Origin of the sequence: Blautia sp. AF14-40, assembly GCF_003479665.1 — a bacterium.
Classification (GTDB): domain Bacteria; phylum Bacillota; class Clostridia; order Lachnospirales; family Lachnospiraceae; genus Fusicatenibacter; species Fusicatenibacter saccharivorans.
In genome coordinates this window covers 23,979-42,160 of the sequence record NZ_QUHK01000025.1, presented here as the reverse complement: position 1 = coordinate 42,160, position 18,182 = coordinate 23,979, and the positions used below count along the sequence as shown (strand labels likewise).

Genomic DNA, 18,182 nt, shown 5'->3' with positions numbered 1-18,182 from the left:
GTTCCCTGGAGGTCGTGAACGGGTGATTATTCATCGCTTACATAAATACTAGCTCTACTATACCCAATGTCTTCTGAAACATATTTTATATTTTCTCCGAGCTCATAGCAACGGTGAATTGCATTTAATTTTACTTCTAATGGAGGATTGCGAGGATGATCAGGAGGATTATCAATTACAGGGTATTCTTTCCTTGTTTTGGGTGGGGTATTTTCCTCAGCAATCCATGTGTACAGATTTCTACGTGTTGGATACCCTAGAATCCTAATAGTTTCAGTTACAGACTCTGTTTGATGATATATCCGTAGTGCAATATCCTTTTGTTCTTTTGAATACATAAAAAGGCTCCTTTCGAAGCCCTATAGTAGTCCAGAATTTTGTCCGCACCCTCCTTTGTTCATTTCACAGAGTGTGTTAAGATAACAGGAAAGGATTAGAAAAGGATGAACACACTCACTATGGCAAGAAGAAAAAAAGATGTAACCCCGAACCGACAGCTTGCACAGGCTATCCTTGAGCAGTACCAGCCAAAAAGCGTAGAGGATATACAGAATGCACTAAAAGATATTTTTGGTCCCATGTTTGAAGCAATGCTGCAGGGCGAAATGAACGTAAATCCTCAAACGGTTCTTTCCACACTTGGTTGAAATTGATGTGTTAAAGTTATATAATACATTCAAAATATATTTACCAAGAGGGATATTTATATGGACGAATTTATTAAGTTACTTGACCCAGCCTATGAACTAATACAATATCGCATAAAAGAAGATAAAGTGATTTTTCATATTGCATCAACAATAGCTGAATTAGAATGTCCGTTTTGTGGAAGAAAAACATCTAAAGTTCATTCTATTTATGAAAGAGAAATTCAAGATCTTCCTATGCAAGGAAAAAAGGTCATTCTGTTGGTAGATACCAGGAAAATGCGATGTATGAATCTGGACTGTTCTCATAAAACTTTTTCCGAGAAACATCCATTTGTGGCTGCTAAATCGAAAAAAACGAACAGGTTAATCCAAAATATTTTATATACATCATCCCAACTAAGCTCGTTGAATGCTTCTAAACTTTTAAAAAGCGAAAATATTTCAGTTTGCAAAAGCAGCATCTGCGATCTGCTTAAAAAAAATGCCATCCATTGTGGATAAATCTTCTGTAAAAATGGTATGTGTGGATGACTTTGCTCTCCGTAAAAGATTTTCTTATGGAACAGTTATGATAAATTTGGAAAATCATCGGATTGTTGATATGATTCCGTCAAGAGATACAAATGTTGTCTGCAACTGGCTGAAAACGTTTCACAATATCGAAGTTATTTCAAGGGATGGAGCCATTACATACGCATCCGCTGCTACAAATTCTCATCCTGATGTCATACAGATTAGTGACCGTTTTCACTTGATAAAGGGACTTTCGGAAGTTATCTGTAAATATATATTTCGTGAGTTTTCTGCAAGGGTTGAAATACCATTAACAGAAGGCGTTACGGATGAAATGAAAGCATTATATAACACTGCAAACCGGTCATTGCGTATAAAATTCGCCCATGAAAAACGCAGGGAAGGACTGACCATATCGGATATAGCATTATTGTTACATTCATCACCTAAAACAATCCAAAAATATCTTGCGATTCCAGAAGACCAGATTCCAGAAAGTAAGGAAATTGCCAGGGAACGGCAACACCAGCTGGCTATAAAACAAAAAGAACAGGAAATAAAAGAAGCAAGAAAAATGGCTTTGGCAGGATATCCGATTGAGCAGATTGCATCTCAGATGCACCGTGCCCATAAGACTATACAAAATTATTTAAATCCTGATTTTTCAGTTACAAATGGTCATTATAATGTTCGAATTCCAGGAAAATTAGCTCCATATGAGAACGAGGTAATAAAACTCAGGAGTCAGGGATTAACGTATCCCCAAATACATGATATTATTTGTAAAAAGGGATATACTGGCAGTGTAGCTTCGTTACGAATGTTTATGCAAAAAGAAAGAACACGAATACATGAACAGAATGAAACAGAAAAGCCGCATTCTGAATATGTGCAAAGGAAATCCTTATGCCAGCTGGTTTATAAAAAACTCGAGGATATTGGCACAATCACTGTCAAACAGTATCAGGAAGTATTAAAAAAATATCCTTTATTGAGTGAGTTATATACATTAACCAAAGACTTTTGTAATGTCATATTCTCTAAAAATCCTACAAAAATAGATGAATGGATCAATGCAGCACAAAAATATGATATCCCTGAACTTCAAACATTCATAAACGGCATAAAAAAGGATATAACTGCTGTAAAAAATGGAATTATATATTCGTATAATAATGGCTTAGCAGAAGGCAGTGTAAATAAAATCAAAGTCATAAAACGGGTAATGTATGGTCGAAACAGTTTTGAACTATTGAAAGCGAAAGTGCTATTCGGAGAACTCTTTCACGTTAAATTCAACTAAGAATGGAAAGAACCCCTCAAACATGAGTACTGGATATTAAAAATCCCCGCCTTTTAGCGGGGATTGAGAGGATTTTATAGAAATGGAAGGCACATTGAAAAATCAAGCCTTTTGGTATCGGCTTGGGCATTCTTTCTAAACTCTGGGTGACCATGGAAGCAGATCATCAATAAATCGCAGATCTTTATCATCCATATGCTGTGGAAGTTCAGTAAGCAGCAGGTTGAAATACTCTGATGGTGTATAAATAAAGTTGACAGCCTATTCTCAAGGATTTCATAGTATAATCAAGAGAATAAGGAGGTGCCCAACTATGGCACGAAGTCAACGTAAGTACGATCATGAATACAAAGTGCAGGCAGTTAAGCTTGCAAAAGAAATCGGTGGTGCTAAGGCCGCTAAAGAATTAGGAATTCCTGAAGGTACTATCCATACCTGGCTTAAAGCCGTAAGAACCGGACAACTGGATATTGGAGAAGGTGCCTATACTCCAGAATCTGCCATGAGTCTTGCGGAGGAACTAACCATGCTTCGAAAACGCGTGAAAGATCAGGATAAAGAAATTCGTCGTCTGAAAGAAGAAAACGAGTTTCTGGAAGAAGCCAGCGCTTTTTTCGCAGCGAGCCCCGTCGGAAGTCTCCAAGACCGAAAGAATGAAATTCATTGCGATTAAGACTGACGATGGCACCATCAAGGGAAAACTGGCTTTTTACTGTGTAGCAGCTGTCCTTATAAAAAGGAGTTCTACAGGACATTGGAGAATATCCAGCAGCTGTTCGTGCAGTTGGAATAGCAACTATTAACGTACCTTGACAGTTCCAAAGTAACTTAATCAAACTTCACAGGGGGTAGTCTGTACATTTTCTGGGGGTGATTCGATTGAATTCAAGGAAACTGTTTCAAGGCTTTGCAGTATTGAGCATTTTTATATGCTCATGAATAATTGAGACTAATATATAGAGCTGTATAAACAGTAACACCAGTAAGAGTATAGCACTTTTTGAAGCAGATGAAAATCTGCTTATTTGTCGTTGAAAATACATAGTTTATTTACTGACAATCAAGCTTTCAACTATATTTGAAGCCTACAGCATCGTTTGACATGGAATATCATCAAGTATTGTTTACGTTATCTAAATACCATTGGTGAGTGAACAGTAACTGAAAATCACCTGGATTAGTCTAAAATGTGTTTGCGTTTTGCTGAAATCAATGTTAGAATGTTTATAGACTGGCATTGTATGTTCCGATGCCCACATTATTTTTTGCAGAGGAGGAATAGAGGGATGAAACCCTGGATTATCGTATTAATCGTATTAGCTGTCATCGCTGTCATCCTTGGTCTGCTGTATTACTTCGGTAAAAAAGCACAGACAAAACAGGCCGCACAGCAGGAACAAATGGAGGCCATGAAACAGACTGTCTCCATGTTGATCATAGATAAGAAAAAGCTTCGCATGAAAGATTCCGGACTTCCACAGATGGTCATCGACCAGACACCGAAAATGATGCGTCGTGCAAAACTGCCGATCGTCAAAGCAAAAGTCGGTCCGAGAATCATGACCCTGATCTGCGACGCTGCTATCTTCGATCAGATCCCGGTGAAAAAAGAAGTCAAAGCTACCGTAAGCGGTATCTACATCACCGGCGTTCGCGGCATCCGCGGTTCTTTAGAGCAGCCGGAAAAGAAAAACGGCTTCTGGCAGAAAATGCTCCGCAAGGCACGCGGCGAGGAGAAATAAAATTTCATCTGAAACAAAAAGAAACACGCTTTGCGTGTTTCTTTTTGCTTTCGCGGCAGTCGCCAAGGTCTCGTGCAAGCCCGGACTTTGGCTCGTTGCTCGCGAAAATACCCGAGTTGAATGATTTTCATTCTTCCCGGGTATTTTTTATAAATTCAGTTTTCCGCCTTCCCGCGGTCTTACCTCGATATCGATTGCGCAGTCCCCCACGTAGCTGTCGTTGATGTCGAGCGCGTATTCTGCCTTCAGTAAAATCTGATCCGGCGTCTCTTTCATTCTGACCTTCGTCGCCGCAACTCCCATGTTGATCATGCCATATGGCGTATGATAAAACGAAATGTTCTTTTTATCCTCCTCAAAAATCATATGGACATCAATGAGGCCGCGCTTGCGCACCTCGAGGGCGTTTTCCGTAAATTTGATCATGTTGTGCGTCATCATATCAAAGCCTTCGGTTGCCTCGTCGTAGATCAGAAAGTGATGGCCGTTTTTCTTGTAGTACGAACCCGTCGTCATAACCTCCACCGGTTCTTGTTCGCCGGATTCCTCATCCATCAGATACTGCAGTCCGCGGATGCTGATGAGTACGTCTTTTTCCATCCTTTTCTGGTGTTCCTCTCTCTTTTCTGTATGTCGTTTTTAATAGTTTTCAATCTGTACCTGTTTCGTATCGCTGATCTGCTCCGGCAGAACGGAATGTGCGAAGGCATTGAACCGCTCCACGCCGTCGCTTGCGAAGAACTGGTATTTCTGACGGCCCAGCTCATCGTTTCCCGGATTCTCCAGATCCAGCTCCCGCAGCAGTCTGCACAGTGCCTGTGAGGTTTCGTATGCCGGGTTGACGAGTGTTACTTTTTCTCCGACTACTTTCCGCAGCAGAGAACGCAGCAGCGGATAGTGGGTGCATCCCATAATCAGCGTGTCGATGTCTTTATCCAGAATCTCTGCCAGATAGCGGCGCGCCACTTCCTCGGTGATCGGATCTTTTGTCCAGCCCTCTTCCACGAGCGGCACGAACAGCGGACACGGTTTTCCGTAAACGGTGATCGCCGGATCTGCCTCGGTAATAAGCTGCTGGTAGAGGCCGCTCTGAATAGTGCTCTCGGTTGCGATGACGCCGACACGCTTGTTCTGCGTCGTCTCGACGGCCATCTGTGCGCCCGGTTTTACCACGCCGATGATCGGGAGATCAATCTCTTTTTCGATCGTATCGAGTGCCAGCGCACTTGCGGTGTTGCAGGCGATGACGATTGCCTTGACCTGCTGGGTTTCCAGAAAGTGTACGATCTGGCGGGAATAACGGATGACGGTGTTCTTCGATTTGGAACCGTACGGCACACGCGCGGTATCCCCAAAATATACGATTCGTTCATCGGGCAGGTTTCGCATAATCTCACGCACTACGGTCAGTCCGCCGACACCGGAATCAAAGACGCCGATCGGCGCCTGTCTGTCTGCTTTCATACTTTCCTCCATTTTTCATCCGGCATTACTTTTTTGTCATGCCGAATGGGGTTCATTTCTATATTTAATATATCTGAATTTTTACATTTCTTTTTTCATTTCACGACCCTGGTTAAAATAGGTCACTGATACATTATTTTAACCCGAATGGAGGAATATTGCAATCATTTCTCTTGAAAGTCTTTCGAAAAATCCGCTTAACGCCAGAAAAACCGAAACGAAATCCGGTCACTTTTCAGGATTTCGCGGTAGGCGGCGTCACTCAACAGATTCTGCAGCGGAATCCGGCTTTTTTCGACTTTTTCTGCACTTTCGCCGTCCTCGTTTACGGGGCGCAGGGCATCCGAAAAGCAGATGGACGGGTACAGCATGCACCACCAGTTGTGCCCTTTGGCTCTGCCGATGTTGATCTGAAGAGCGTCGTACGTTCCGGCGGGGAGAATATAATTGCCCGTTTCTTTTTCCTCAAAACTGGCTTTTCCGTACGTTACGGTGATATCGTCAGTACTGCCTCCTGCGCGCAGCGTCTGAAGGGCGGCGGCACGGATGGAGGGCTCGTTTTCACGCAGGATTTCTTCGGTTTCTGCTTTTGTTTCGGCTCCGTGCAGGATCGTCTGCAGTTCTTCGGCAACGGCATCGCGTACCTGAAGCTTGATCTGCTGGTCGGAGGCGCAGTCGCTGTTGGCTCTTACGTGAAAGCGCACGATCTTTGCAGCGACTTCCTGCTGCAGACGGGACTCGCGGAGAAGATTGGCGGTTCCGGAAAGGATCAGCGCCGCAATGCAGACGGGGAGCCAGCGGCGGCAGAAAATTTGAAATGCCGCCTGGAATTGACTTCTATGCTGGTTCCCAAATGTATTTCGGGGCTGCGCCTGCCTGTCTCTGGATTTCTTCTGTGTCTGATTTTGATTCCGTTTCCGGCTCTGTACTTTTTTCTCATTCATATGCTGCCTCCTGTTTTTTCCAGTTTTGCCGGATTTCAAAACTTTTATACACAGACACTCACTACCCGCTCCGATATTCCATACACTTTAAACCTTTTACGGCGCTTTCGGAATCCACGAAATGCTCCTTTCGTTTTCCCACGCATAGCGCAAGTCTGCCAGTGTCACCGCCTCTTTTCTTTTCACCCGGTTGTCATAAATTCCGCACAGGTACTCACCGACGGACTCCACCTGTTTTCCGTTCTGCTCCATGATATCTTCTGGTTTTTCTGCGTGAAACAGATAGGCACTGTGCCCAAGCGCACGGTCCTGTTCCAGGTACTTCAACAGTTCTTCCATCCGTCCCCGGTCACTGAGCAGTGCATCGGAAAATACAATCGCCTGGACGTGTCCGGTGTCGAGATCATATTCCTCTGTGCTGTCATATTGCTGCGCAATCTCCTCAAACGTCTCCGCTTCAAAGAACAGCGATGCGGGGTCCTCGTCGGTTCCCTCCTCCTGCTCATCCTTTCCCTGGCCGGTCACCACCGCAAGATTCGCAGGCGCATACCAGACGCGCCATTTACCGCCAGCCGTCTCCTTTTCTCCGCCGCTCTCACTGACCGCCGTCCCGGTTTCTTCCCCAGTTTCACTGTTTTCCGGCGCAGTCGCCTCTTCCGACACATAATCAAAGGCAACCGCCAGTGGATACAGCCGCTTTTCCGGCTCTACTGCCCCGCAGGATGACAGGAAAATCATACTGCCCAGCGCCAGACACACAAGCCGCAGTTTTTTCATATGCTTCTGGCAGAAGCCGAGCAGCACCGTGATGGCAAGGAAAAACGGAAAGTAACCGTATCGGACCGACCAGACGCTTTCCGCGCATGACAGCAGCCATATAAAAAGCACTGTACCGATCCGTACATAGAGATTCTGCGGTTTCCACAGTCCCGTCTTCTCTCCGATCAGCGATACGTAAAACAGCAGACTTCCCAGTGTGAACAGCAGTCCCATCAAAAGAAATGCCATCCACAGAATATCAAACCGCTCCAGAAATCCACCCGGCAGGCTCGTTCCTGCCATTAACAGTAAGAGCGGGTCCTGCGCCGCAGCCGTGCCGCACCGGCCGAAAACGCCGAGCAGCGCCATGCTTCCTGCAATTACAAGAAGCCCCGTTTTCCAGATACTCTGCGTCACCGGAAGAATGACACTCCTGTGCTCTTTCTGCACATGCCCCAGTAAAAACGGCAGCAGCGCAATCGGTGTTCCATTTTCCAGTGTTCTCCACACATTCCACCCAAAAAGTATTCCGTTATCCACAATTTCAACAGACTTTGCTGTCTTCCAGGCATCCTCAAACGAGGAAAAATGCATCTGCGGAACCGTCAGCAGAAGCAGAATCAAAATCCCGCCCACAATCCACGGATAGAGTGCTTCCGCCAGCCGTCCTCTTTTCTGTACTTCACTGCCGACACCAAACCCGGCCGCCGCGAGCAGAAACAGTCCGCAGAGCTCCTGCGGTACACCCGCTGTCAGATACGCGGCGGCAAGCTCCGCCATTCTGCGAAGCAGTGTTCCGCCGAGGAAAAGCAGATAACACAGATACATCACTGCCAGAAGGAGTTTCCCAGCCTTTCCCATCACGCTTTCCAGGCGGCAGTAAAGCCCGCCAAAGCGCACGAGATAAATGCACCACACCGCCAGCAGCCCATATCCAACGAAAATCCCTGCCATACCGGGCAGGCCGTCCGATGCGCCGTACGCCGCGAGCTGCCAGAACGCCGGGCAGAGCAGAACGAGCACGATCTGGCGTTCCATCTGGCGCTGTGAAATTCTGTCATTTTCCGAAAACATGCGTCACTCTCCCCTTTCCTGTTTTTCTTCCGGCTCCGCAACTTTTCTGTTTTTCCGCAGCCGCACTCTCTGATCGCGCTTTGTAAAGACCGGCCGCTCCCGCATCTGATGCAGCGGCGGCCGCCATACGGAATCCTTCGGCGCATGGTAGCCCGCAAGTCCTTTCCCGACGAACGGCATCAGATAGGGAATGCCAAAACTCGTAAGCCCGGCGAGATGACCCGCGAGAAGAAACGTGCCGAGCACCATGCCGAAAATGCCGAGCCATCCGCCGAGCAAAATGAAGCCGAATTTCAGCAGCCGGAACGGCGCACCGAACTCTTCGTTCGGAATCGCCAGCGAACAGAGCGCCGAAACCGCAACCACAACGACGGTCATCGGGCTTACCAGATTGGCGGAAACCGCTGCATCTCCGATGATCAGTCCGCCCACAATTCCGATCGTCCCGCCAAGCGGCCCCGGCATGCGCACACCGGCCTCGCGGATCAGTTCAAAAGCAAATTCCATCAGAAGAATTTCCAGAATGCCGGGGAACGGAACGCCTTTCCGCGCTTCGGCGAACGCCAGCAGGAGTTTGGTCGGAAGCACCTGCGTGTGAAAGCCCGTGACAGCCAGGTATCCGCCCGAAATCCACATGGCGAGAAAGACTGCCGCATACCGCAGCAGCCGCTCAAATGAGACGATCAGAAAATGATGATACCGGTCCTCACTGACCTTTAAAAAGCTGTCAAATGATGCCGGGAAGAGAATCCCGACCGGGGAATTATCACATAAAAGCAGGATTCTTCCGTCCAGAATCTCCATCGCCGCGCGGTCCGGCCGTTCGGTCGTCTCGAAGCGCGGGAACGGCGATTTCCACTGCGGTTCGCAGAGCTGCTCGACCATGCCGCTGTCAAAAACGCCGTCCACTTCCCAGCCGGCAATCTGCTGTTTTACCTCTTCCAGAAATTTCGGATAAATCAGCTCTTTCTCATACACCAGAGCCAGAACCGTATCAGAACGCGCACCAAAATGTATTTCTTCTACTTTCAGACTGGTCGTCCGCAGTCGTTTTCGGACGAGCGCCGTGTTGGTTTTGACAGAGTCGGAAAAACCTTCGTTAGAGCCGCGCAGCACTTTTTCGGACTCCGCTTTTTGCACTCCTAAATTGGGATAGCCCTTCGATCCGATTTTGACTGCACGGTCATAATGATCCACAAAAAGGACTGCATTTCCCGCAAGCATGGAAGCGAACGCTTCTTCCATGGTATCAAATTCCAGTGCATCCGAAATTCCGAGCTGATTTTCCGAGAGAACCCCCGGGATATCTGCCTCGGGAACCTCCATCAGACGGTTCAACAGCTTCCCGATCACGGAATCCTTCAACATAACGCAGCTCACCGCCACTTCTACGTAGATCAGCAGCGCACCGGTTCCGCCCGTTTTGCCGAGTTTCATCGGGCGGATCTGAATATCATCGCAATTTTCACACCATGTACGGATCACGCTTTCATTTTCCGCCAGTGTGAGTGAAATCTGCGTCTTCTCTTTTTCCATGCCTGCGTCCCTCCTTCTCCTCCTTTTGAAAGCTTCCGAAAAACCATCTGGAGAAATATACTCTGCAAAATCCCATAAAAAAACATTCTGTCACGATTTTTTTACTCTGTAACAGAATGTTCCTTTTTCGAAATTTTATACGCTTTTATTCTTCTACACCCGTCATGCTCTGGTGATGTACGGTCTGCATAATACTCTCCTGCTGTCGCTCGATATGCTCGCGGATCATCTTCTGTGCGCCTGCAAGATCCCGATTTTTCATACGTTCATAGAGGGCATCGTGCTCCTCGACCAGGGAACGTCGGGATTTTACATCCTTTAAATATTCAATCCGGTAACGGTACATTTGCTCCCGCAGATTGTTCAGCAGCTGAATCAGACGTTCGTTGTTCGTCGCCTGATAAATCACATCATGGAATGCCACATCTGCCTGTGCAAGCTTCTGCAGATCATCCGTCTCTGTTGTCTCCAGCATTTGTTCAAAGCTGCGCGATGCCTGATAAAGCTTCTGCAGTTCGCTCTCTGTAATCCGCTGACACGCCAGTTTTACCGCCAGCTCCTCCAGTCCAAGCCGCACCTCCAGCACATCGTTCAGGTCTTTTTCCGTAATCTGTGCTACCTGCGCACCCTTCCGCGGCACCATGATCACAAGGCCGTCCAGCTCCAGCATACGGATCGCCTCGCGGATCGGGGTACGCGAAACGCCGAGCTGATTTGCCAGCCGGATCTCCATCAGCCGTTCACCCGGCTTTAACTCCCCGCGCAGAATCGCCTGGCGCAGCGTGCGGAACACGACATCGCGGAGCGGAAGGTACTGATAATCCTCCATCTGCAGGTCTAACTCATTTTTTGCCATACTTTGTACCTCCCGGTTTTGATACAGTAGTCAGGAATGTCTGTTTCGACAGTCCGCTTATTTTTAACTGATCGCGGGCAAATTCTGCCTTGTCCGGATCGTCGAAAATGCCGAATACGGTCGGGCCGCTGCCGCTCATCATCGCATTGACCGCACCGTTTTTCATCATCTGTGCCTTGATCTCATCGATCACCGGATACGCCGGACACGTCACGGATTCCAGCACATTTCCCATGCGGTCCGTGATGCCGTACAGGTCATGATTTCGGATCGCCTCTACCATGCCGTCGATATCCGGATGCTCCGTCACCTCGTCAAGATGCAGGTTTCCATAGACAAATTTCGTCGAAACATTGATGCCCGGTTTTCCGATCAGCACGTAGCACATCGGTACGCCGGGAAGGGATGTCAGCTTTTCGCCGATTCCTTCTGCCAGCGCCGTACCGCGCATCACACAGTACGGAACATCCGCTCCGATCTGCATACCCCGCTCCATCAGCTGGCGTTTTGTCAGACCAAGCTGAAACATGCGGTTAATTCCTACCAGTGCTGCTGCCGCATCCGAGCTTCCGCCCGCCATGCCGGCCGCTACCGGGATAAATTTTGTCAGGTTCATATCGACACCCTGACGGATATCGAATTCATCCATCAGAAGTTTGGCCGCTTTGTATACGAGATTTCCGTCATTACACGGAAGGAACGGCAGATTGGTTGTCAGCCTTATGCCAAGTTCTTTGCTCTCCTTTATTTCCAGCTGATCGTACATCTGGATCGTCTGCATTACCATGCGGACTTCATGGTAACCATCCTCTCTTTTTCCGGTCACATCAAGACCAAGATTTATTTTTGCAAGCGCACGCAGTTTCATCGTAAGCACCACCTTCGGTAATGTTTTTTGTATACATAGATATTAATGGATTTTTCTTCTATTTTCAAGCGTTATCTTCTGTTTTTGTACATAATTTTATACAATTCAGTTCAACAGCCTTGGAAACGCAGGCGTAAGCGGTGGCTGAGGGAAACGAACAAGAGCAAAATAAGAGTTTACGAACCTGTCGAAACTTGCTATAATTTTCACCAGAAGATTGCGAGAGTGCAAAGCACGTAGCAATCTGGTATCAGACCATGTCTGAAAAAACCTTTTCGTAAGCTGCGAATCCCCGGTTACGGAAAGGTTTCTCAAACACACTCTGATTTTTACGCAGGAGAAGGAAGTATTTTTTATGAGTTCACAAAAATCTTATTCATTTTCCCGCCAGGTTCTGGTCAACGGAATCCGCGATGGCATTCCGATCGGGCTTGGCTATTTTGCGGTCTCGTTTTCGCTCGGCATTGCAGCGCGTAAGGCAGGTCTTAGTCCTTTTCAGGGCTTTCTCGCCAGTCTTTTCAACAATGCTTCCGCCGGAGAATACGCTGCCTTTACATTGATTGCCGCCAACGCAGGCTATCTGCAGGTCGCTATCATTACACTCATCGCCAATGCGCGGTATCTTCTGATGAGCTGTGCGCTTGCCCAGCGCTTTTCGCCGGACACGCCGTTTTTCCACCGTTTTCTCATTGGTTACGATGTAACGGATGAACTGTTTGGCATCACAATCGCGCGCCCGGGCTGGCTGAATCCATATTATACATACGGTGCCATTCTCGTCGCTGCTCCCGCGTGGTCGATCGGCACGGCTCTTGGCATTATTGCCGGAAATCTGCTGCCGCTGCGCGCTGTCAGTGCCTTAAGCGTGGCGCTGTACGGCATGTTCCTTGCAATCATCATTCCCCCGGCGAGAAAGAGCCGTGTGGTAGCGGGTCTTGTTGCCGTCAGCTTTTTCTTAAGCTTTATCTGCAGCTATCTCCCGGGCATCTCCACTCTCTCCGACGGAACCAGAACGATTCTGCTCACCGTTCTGATTTCCTGCGCCGGAGCTATCCTGTTCCCGGTAAAGACAGAGGAGGAAAATGCTGATGTACAATAATTATATCTATATCGCTGTCATGGCTCTGGTTTCCTACACAATCCGGATTCTGCCGCTGACGCTGATTCGGAAGCCGATTAAAAATCAGTTTATTCAGTCGTTTCTGTACTACGTTCCATACGTGACGCTGTCAGTCATGACCTTCCCGGCGATTGTCCATGCAACACAGAGCCCTGTTTCCGGCGCACTCGCGCTTGTCGTCGGCATCGCAGCCGCATGGTTCGGTGCAAGCCTGTTTCAGGTTTCGGTGGCATGCTGTGCCGTGGTGTTTGTGATTGAATTATTTTTGTAATAGAAATGAGCCGCCCTGTGGGAACAATCCTTTTCCCCGGGGCGGCCCGTTTTGTATGTATTACTTTTCTGTTTCTGTTTTTCTGAAATGATAAACGCTGACCGAAGCCGCCGGCAGTGCAATCTGGAAGGAGTCTTTTTCCCGTGCAGGTGCTTTTCCTTCTTTGCAGCGGACTCGGTTCGGATGTTTCGCATCGTTGTAGTTCTGCGGATCTTTGGAGTACAGTGTTTTGGCCTCAACAAATTCCGGACACTGTTTGAATTTCAATTCGATTTTCTTTGATTCGCTGTAGCTTGTATTTACGAGGTTGACGTAGATATCATCATTTTTGATCGAAGCAAAGATGCAGACCTCAGGATCTTTGTTCTTTTCCTCAAAGCCAAGCGTATACGCACCCTGATGCACCTGATACATATCGAACACATCGTAGTTTGGTGTCAGAATACAATGCTCACCATCCGTCAGGAACAGGGAATTCAGGACATTGACAGACTGTGCCACACATGCCATGCGCACATCCCCGGTATTGCGGTGGAAGATGTCGAGCGTCAGTGCAGTTGTAACGGCATCACGCATCGTACACTGCTGATACAGCGCCGGGCGCGCATTAAATGCACTGCTGTGCCAGTTGCCCCACTCACCGACAATCAGTTCACATTTTCTGGGTGCCGCCTGGAACGGACCCTCCGGTTTCGGAAGTGCCTCAAGACCAGCGTCTATCAGGCGGCGCTGCTCGTGAATGACATTTTCCAGCTCTTTGCATCCATTGATCACATCATACCACTGTTTTTCATCAAACTTTTTCTCTGTCTGAAGCTGTTTCAGATTCCAGTTGTAAAAATGGAGATCGTAGCCGTAAAGCAACGGCATACGGTATTTTCCCATCTCCTTAAAAAAGTCTTTCGTCCACGCAGCACGTTCTTTCGGCTTATTTCCATCCGGGCCGCTGGCGATGCATTTCATGGAAAATGTCTGATCGCCGCCTCCAAACGACGGACAGGAGGAACTGAATTTCCGGTATTCGTTCGCATACATCTGCGGCGTCATTTTTCCGCCGCCGTCCCATACTTCATTTCCGATACCCCAGTATTCAATCTCGAACGGTTTTTCATGGCCGTTTGTTTTTCGTTCCTGCGAAAGTGCCGTCGGCTCTTTGCGGTTACAGTACTCCATCCACTCTCGCATCTCGGATGGAGAGCCGGTCATCATATTGATATTAAACCATGGCTTCGCGCCGATCATCTCGCAAAATTCCATCATCTCGTGCGTACCGAACTGATTGGGATCCGTCTCGAAAGTACCGAAGTTTTCATTGTATGTAACCGGCCGCTGCTCCCGCGGACCTATGCCGTTCCGCCAGTGATATACATCCGCAAAACATCCGCCAGGCCAGCGGATCACCGGCGGGTGCAGCTTCTGAAATGCATCAACAAGGTCTTTTCGGATTCCATGATAATTCGGAATCTCCGAATCCTCTCCAACCCAGATTCCATCATAAATACAGGAGCCAAGAAACTCGATAAAGTGTCCCTGCAGTTCCGGGTAAATATATTTTTCTCCAGCTAATTTTCGAAACGTAATCTTCTGCATAAAAATCCTCCAAATGAAAGGGTGGTGTGTATTTTTGCTACTTTTCAGTATAGGACACTTTGAAAGGAAATACAATTTAATCTAAAAAAAGTCTTATGGATTCCTGTTTTTCACGGTATTTCTCTACATATTGCAATTCTCTGCTTGACATCTAATATTATCAGTGATATATCAATAGTATAATCAGAGCAGATACAAGATTTACCACTTACGAACAATAGAAAAAACTACACAGGAGAATTTTCATGGATCAGAAATTATATGACAGTTATGTAAAGATTTTAAAGAACGAGCTTGTTCCGGCGCTTGGCTGTACAGAGCCGATTGCCATCGCCTATGCGGCAGCCAAAGCACGCGAAGTGCTCGGAGAGATGCCAGAATCGATTGAGCTTTGCTGCAGTGGAAACATCATCAAAAACGTAAAGGGTGTTAAAGTTCCAAATTCCAACGGTCTGAAGGGCATTGATGTTGCGGCAACGCTTGGCGTCGTCGGAGGCTGTGCCGAACGCGAGCTTGAAGTACTTGAAGATGTGACCGAGGCAGATATTGAAAAGACAAAAGAACTGGTACAGCAGGGATTCTGTACCTGTACTTTAAAAGAAGGCGTAGAGAATCTTTACATTGTTGCAAAAGTCATTGCCGGAGAGCACAGCGCGGAGGTAACGATTGTAAACCGTCATACCCTGATTTCACGCATCGTAAAAGATGGTGAGATACTTTATCAAATTGCGGCTCATGAAGATTCCCCTGAATACGTTGATAAAAGTGTGCTGAACGTCAAGGATATTCTCGAATTCGCCGATACTGTGAAGATCGAAGATGTCAAAGAAATCCTCGACCGCCAGATCACCATGAACTCTGCGATTTCTGACGAAGGTCTCCGCCACGCTTACGGTGCACAGGTCGGCCGCACTCTGCTGAATGAGTACGGCGATGACGTAAAAATCCGCGCCCGCGCCCATGCCGCTGCCGGTTCCGATGCCCGTATGAGCGGCTGCTCTCTTCCGGTCGTCATCAATTCCGGCAGCGGAAACCAGGGCATGACCGTTTCCCTTCCTGTCATCGAGTTTGCAAAAGAATGGAACGTTTCCCAGGAAAAACTGTACCGCGCACTCGTTGTCAGCAACCTGATCGCGGTTCATCAGAAAAAATATATTGGAAGTCTTTCCGCTTACTGCGGCGCCGTCAGCGCAGGCTGTGGAGCCGGCGCCGCCATTACCTATCTTTCCGGCGGATCCTATGAGGATGTTAGCCTGACGATCGTCAATACCATTGGAAACGTCGGCGGTATTGTCTGCGACGGAGCAAAATCCTCCTGTGCGGCGAAAATTGCATCCGCTGTTGACGCTGCTATTCTCGCCCACTACATGGGCCAGCATCACAGAAGTTTTCAGCCGGGCGAAGGTATTGTTCGGGAAGATGTGGAAGATACGATTAAAAGTATGGGATATATCGGAAGAGTCGGCATGAAAGATACCGATACGGAAATTCTGAATATTATGATTGACCGGGTGGATGTGAACAAGGTCTGCTAATAAAAGAATAACTGATTTTGCTCAATTGATACATGCCTTGTTTTATGGTAACATATACATAAGTTTTGATACTATGTCTAAAAAGCCAGCATGCATAGTCTCTGGCGCGTGTTTGACAAGAAAGGAATGACCGAAATGAGCAAATTAAGTATTCCCGTTGGCATCTCAAATTTCGAAAAAATCCGTAATGGTGGATTTTACTACATTGACAAAACAGGTCTGATTGCAGAACTTGTGAGATCATCAGCAGAAGTGACATTAATTACACGACCCCGACGTTTCGGAAAAACGCTTGGCATGAGCATGCTGGAGAGTTTTTTTGACATCCGCAAAGACTCAAAAAAACTATTCGATGGCCTCGAAATTTCACACCAAAAGAATTTATGTGAGAAATGGATGAATCAATGGCCTGTTGTGTTTTTATCGCTCAAAAATGTTGACGGTATTCATTTTTCAGATGCTTACCAACAGCTGGTCTATGAAATTTCCCTTCTTTATCAGCAGCATGATAACCTTTTGAAAAGTACAGCTTTAAGTGATCGGGATAAGTTTCTTTTTAAACAGCTGCAGGAACGACAAGCCGGAAAAACGGATATTATGCGTTCCCTCCAGTTTCTTACGCGGCTGTTGGAACAGCATTATGGAAAAAAAGTGATCCTGCTGATTGATGAGTATGATGTGCCAATCGCCAAGGCGAACAGTCACGGATACTATAATGAAATGATGGATGTTATAAAGGGATTGATGCAGGCATTAAAAGATAATCCATCTCTTCACTTTGCTGTTATCACAGGATGTCTGAAAATTGCAAAAGAAAGTATCTTTACAGGAACAAATAACTTTGTCTCGGATACAATTACCAATTCCCGACTGAATGAATATTTTGGCTTTGTTCAGCATGAAGTCGACCAGCTTCTCCTTTCTGCAGATTTTACAGATAAAGCATCTGCCATGAAGGAGTGGTATGACGGCTATCATTTTGGTACTTTCGATGTTTACTGCCCCTGGGATGTGATGAATTATCTTCTGGAATTGCAGCGAAATCCCCAGGCAAGTCCTGTCAGCTACTGGAAAAACACGAGTGACAATGCCATCATCCGGTCTTTCATTGACTACGCCGGAAGCAGCATCACAAAAAAGCTCGAAACTCTAATGGCTGGCGGATCCATTTTGCAGCGTGTGGATGAAAATCTAACGTATGATTATCTACATTCCTCGGAAGATAATCTCTGGAGCCTGCTGTATCTGACAGGATATCTTACAAAAGCCCAAACTACGATTGATACAGATGAACTGCCTCCAGGAATGATGGAGCTGAAAATTCCGAATGCTGAAATCAAAGAAATCTTTGAGACAACAGTGGTCCGCTGGTTTGATGAAAGTGCAAAAACCTGGAACCGGAAAACACTGTTTGATGCCATCTGGAGTGGTGACTGCGATCGTATTACGCAAGAACTGACGGCTCTTCTTCGAAGAACGATCAGTTATCACGACTATCGGGAAGACTTTTACCATGCATTTCTTGCCGGAATCTTTACCGGGGCCGGTTACATGGTAGATTCTAACAAAGAACACGGCGAAGGCCGCAGCGATGTCGTTTTGTATGATTCCATTAACGGCCGGGTGGCAGTTTTTGAAGCAAAATATACGAAGGCTCTGGAAAATCTGAGTTCCGCATGCGACAGCGCCTTACAGCAGATGAACGAGAAGCTGTACGCAAAGGAATACGAGGATGACTACGATCAGATTTTCTGTTATGGAATTTCATTTTTTAAGAAACGCTGTCTGGTAAAAAAGGTACTGTGAAAGATCTCTTCTCCCGCAGAAAAGTTTTCTTTACAGCATGCACAGGTCTCTATCAAAAACGTCAAAAGTACAATTCTATTTTTCCAGATATCATTGGTATATAATAGAATCTTGACTTCTGACGTTTTTTCGTTCTTTTTTAGATCTTTTG

At 46.7% G+C, this 18,182-nt stretch carries 17 protein-coding genes and 1 pseudogene; 9 read left to right on the top strand and 9 right to left on the bottom strand.

Annotation, left to right across the window (positions count from 1 at the left end; all coding sequences use genetic code 11):
• Positions 1-26: 26 nt before the first annotated feature.
• Positions 27-338, bottom strand: coding sequence for a helix-turn-helix domain-containing protein (locus DWW13_RS14715; protein ID WP_117762084.1), 312 nt, complete (start codon positions 336-338; stop codon positions 27-29).
• A gap of 105 nt (positions 339-443) precedes the next feature.
• Here DWW13_RS14715 and DWW13_RS14710 point away from each other — a divergent pair.
• The 5 genes and pseudogenes from DWW13_RS14710 to DWW13_RS14695 form a co-directional block, all read left to right on the top strand.
• Positions 444-611: pseudogene (locus DWW13_RS14710) on the top strand (IS256 family transposase); the annotation flags it as partial.
• A 96-nt stretch (positions 612-707) separates the two neighbouring features.
• Positions 708-1,151, top strand: a complete 444-nt coding sequence (locus DWW13_RS19470; protein WP_173829196.1) for a transposase family protein — start codon at positions 708-710, stop codon at positions 1,149-1,151.
• Positions 1,144-2,466, top strand: coding sequence for an ISL3 family transposase (locus DWW13_RS14705; protein ID WP_243004596.1), 1,323 nt, complete (start codon positions 1,144-1,146; stop codon positions 2,464-2,466). Before DWW13_RS19470 ends, DWW13_RS14705 begins: the two co-directional genes overlap by 8 nt.
• 313 nt (positions 2,467-2,779) lie before the next feature.
• Positions 2,780-3,139 (top strand): transposase, encoded by a 360-nt coding sequence (locus DWW13_RS14700; protein ID WP_243004597.1) that lies wholly within the window; start codon positions 2,780-2,782, stop codon positions 3,137-3,139.
• Positions 3,140-3,752: 613 nt separating this feature from the next.
• The gene (locus DWW13_RS14695) at positions 3,753-4,208 is read left to right on the top strand and encodes a hypothetical protein (RefSeq protein WP_055221777.1); all 456 of its coding nucleotides are present in this window, start codon (positions 3,753-3,755) and stop codon (positions 4,206-4,208) included.
• Between the two features lie 147 nt (positions 4,209-4,355).
• Here the strand turns inward: DWW13_RS14695 and DWW13_RS14690 are convergent, their stop codons facing one another.
• From DWW13_RS14690 to ispE, 7 genes are all read right to left on the bottom strand, one after another.
• Entirely contained in the window at positions 4,356-4,808 is a 453-nt protein-coding gene (locus DWW13_RS14690) for a DUF1934 domain-containing protein (RefSeq protein ID WP_118720448.1), read from the bottom strand.
• A gap of 39 nt (positions 4,809-4,847) precedes the next feature.
• The gene (gene murI / locus DWW13_RS14685) at positions 4,848-5,672 is read right to left on the bottom strand and encodes a glutamate racemase (RefSeq protein ID WP_022462144.1); all 825 of its coding nucleotides are present in this window, start codon (positions 5,670-5,672) and stop codon (positions 4,848-4,850) included.
• A 197-nt stretch (positions 5,673-5,869) separates the two neighbouring features.
• The gene (gene spoIIR / locus DWW13_RS14680; protein WP_117510034.1) at positions 5,870-6,616 is read right to left on the bottom strand and encodes a stage II sporulation protein R; all 747 of its coding nucleotides are present in this window, start codon (positions 6,614-6,616) and stop codon (positions 5,870-5,872) included.
• A gap of 96 nt (positions 6,617-6,712) precedes the next feature.
• Positions 6,713-8,449 carry a GerAB/ArcD/ProY family transporter gene (locus DWW13_RS14675; RefSeq protein ID WP_118720446.1) on the bottom strand — a complete coding sequence of 579 codons (1,737 nt, stop codon included), beginning with the start codon at positions 8,447-8,449 and terminating at the stop codon, positions 6,713-6,715.
• A gap of 3 nt (positions 8,450-8,452) precedes the next feature.
• Complete coding sequence (locus DWW13_RS14670) at positions 8,453-9,985, bottom strand: spore germination protein (protein ID WP_118720444.1); 1,533 nt, start codon at positions 9,983-9,985, stop codon at positions 8,453-8,455.
• 145 nt (positions 9,986-10,130) lie between these two features.
• Positions 10,131-10,841, bottom strand: coding sequence for a GntR family transcriptional regulator (locus DWW13_RS14665; RefSeq protein ID WP_226906400.1), 711 nt, complete (start codon positions 10,839-10,841; stop codon positions 10,131-10,133).
• Positions 10,828-11,709: a 4-(cytidine 5'-diphospho)-2-C-methyl-D-erythritol kinase gene (ispE, locus tag DWW13_RS14660; protein WP_118595250.1), complete on the bottom strand. Its 882-nt coding sequence runs from the start codon at positions 11,707-11,709 to the stop codon at positions 10,828-10,830. The genes DWW13_RS14665 and ispE overlap by 14 nt, the downstream gene beginning before the upstream one ends.
• Before the next feature lie 355 nt (positions 11,710-12,064).
• Here ispE and DWW13_RS14655 point away from each other — a divergent pair, with 355 nt between their 5' ends.
• Together DWW13_RS14655 and DWW13_RS14650 are read left to right on the top strand one after the other, a co-directional pair.
• A complete protein-coding gene (locus DWW13_RS14655) occupies positions 12,065-12,808 on the top strand; it encodes an AzlC family ABC transporter permease (protein ID WP_118720442.1) in 744 nt (247 codons plus the stop codon).
• Entirely contained in the window at positions 12,798-13,100 is a 303-nt protein-coding gene (locus DWW13_RS14650) for an AzlD domain-containing protein (RefSeq protein WP_330410127.1), read from the top strand. Before DWW13_RS14655 ends, DWW13_RS14650 begins: the two co-directional genes overlap by 11 nt.
• A 60-nt stretch (positions 13,101-13,160) precedes the next feature.
• Here the strand turns inward: DWW13_RS14650 and DWW13_RS14645 are convergent, their stop codons facing one another.
• On the bottom strand, positions 13,161-14,690 hold the full coding sequence (locus tag DWW13_RS14645; protein ID WP_118720440.1) for an alpha-N-arabinofuranosidase: 1,530 nt from the start codon (positions 14,688-14,690) through the stop codon (positions 13,161-13,163).
• A gap of 245 nt (positions 14,691-14,935) precedes the next feature.
• Here DWW13_RS14645 and DWW13_RS14640 point away from each other — a divergent pair, with 245 nt between their 5' ends.
• Both DWW13_RS14640 and DWW13_RS14635 read left to right on the top strand, forming a co-directional pair.
• Positions 14,936-16,225 (top strand): L-cysteine desulfidase family protein, encoded by a 1,290-nt coding sequence (locus DWW13_RS14640; protein WP_118720438.1) that lies wholly within the window; start codon positions 14,936-14,938, stop codon positions 16,223-16,225.
• A 135-nt stretch (positions 16,226-16,360) separates the two neighbouring features.
• Positions 16,361-18,031 (top strand): AAA family ATPase, encoded by a 1,671-nt coding sequence (locus DWW13_RS14635; protein ID WP_118720436.1) that lies wholly within the window; start codon positions 16,361-16,363, stop codon positions 18,029-18,031.
• The last annotated feature ends 151 nt before the right edge of the window (positions 18,032-18,182 follow it).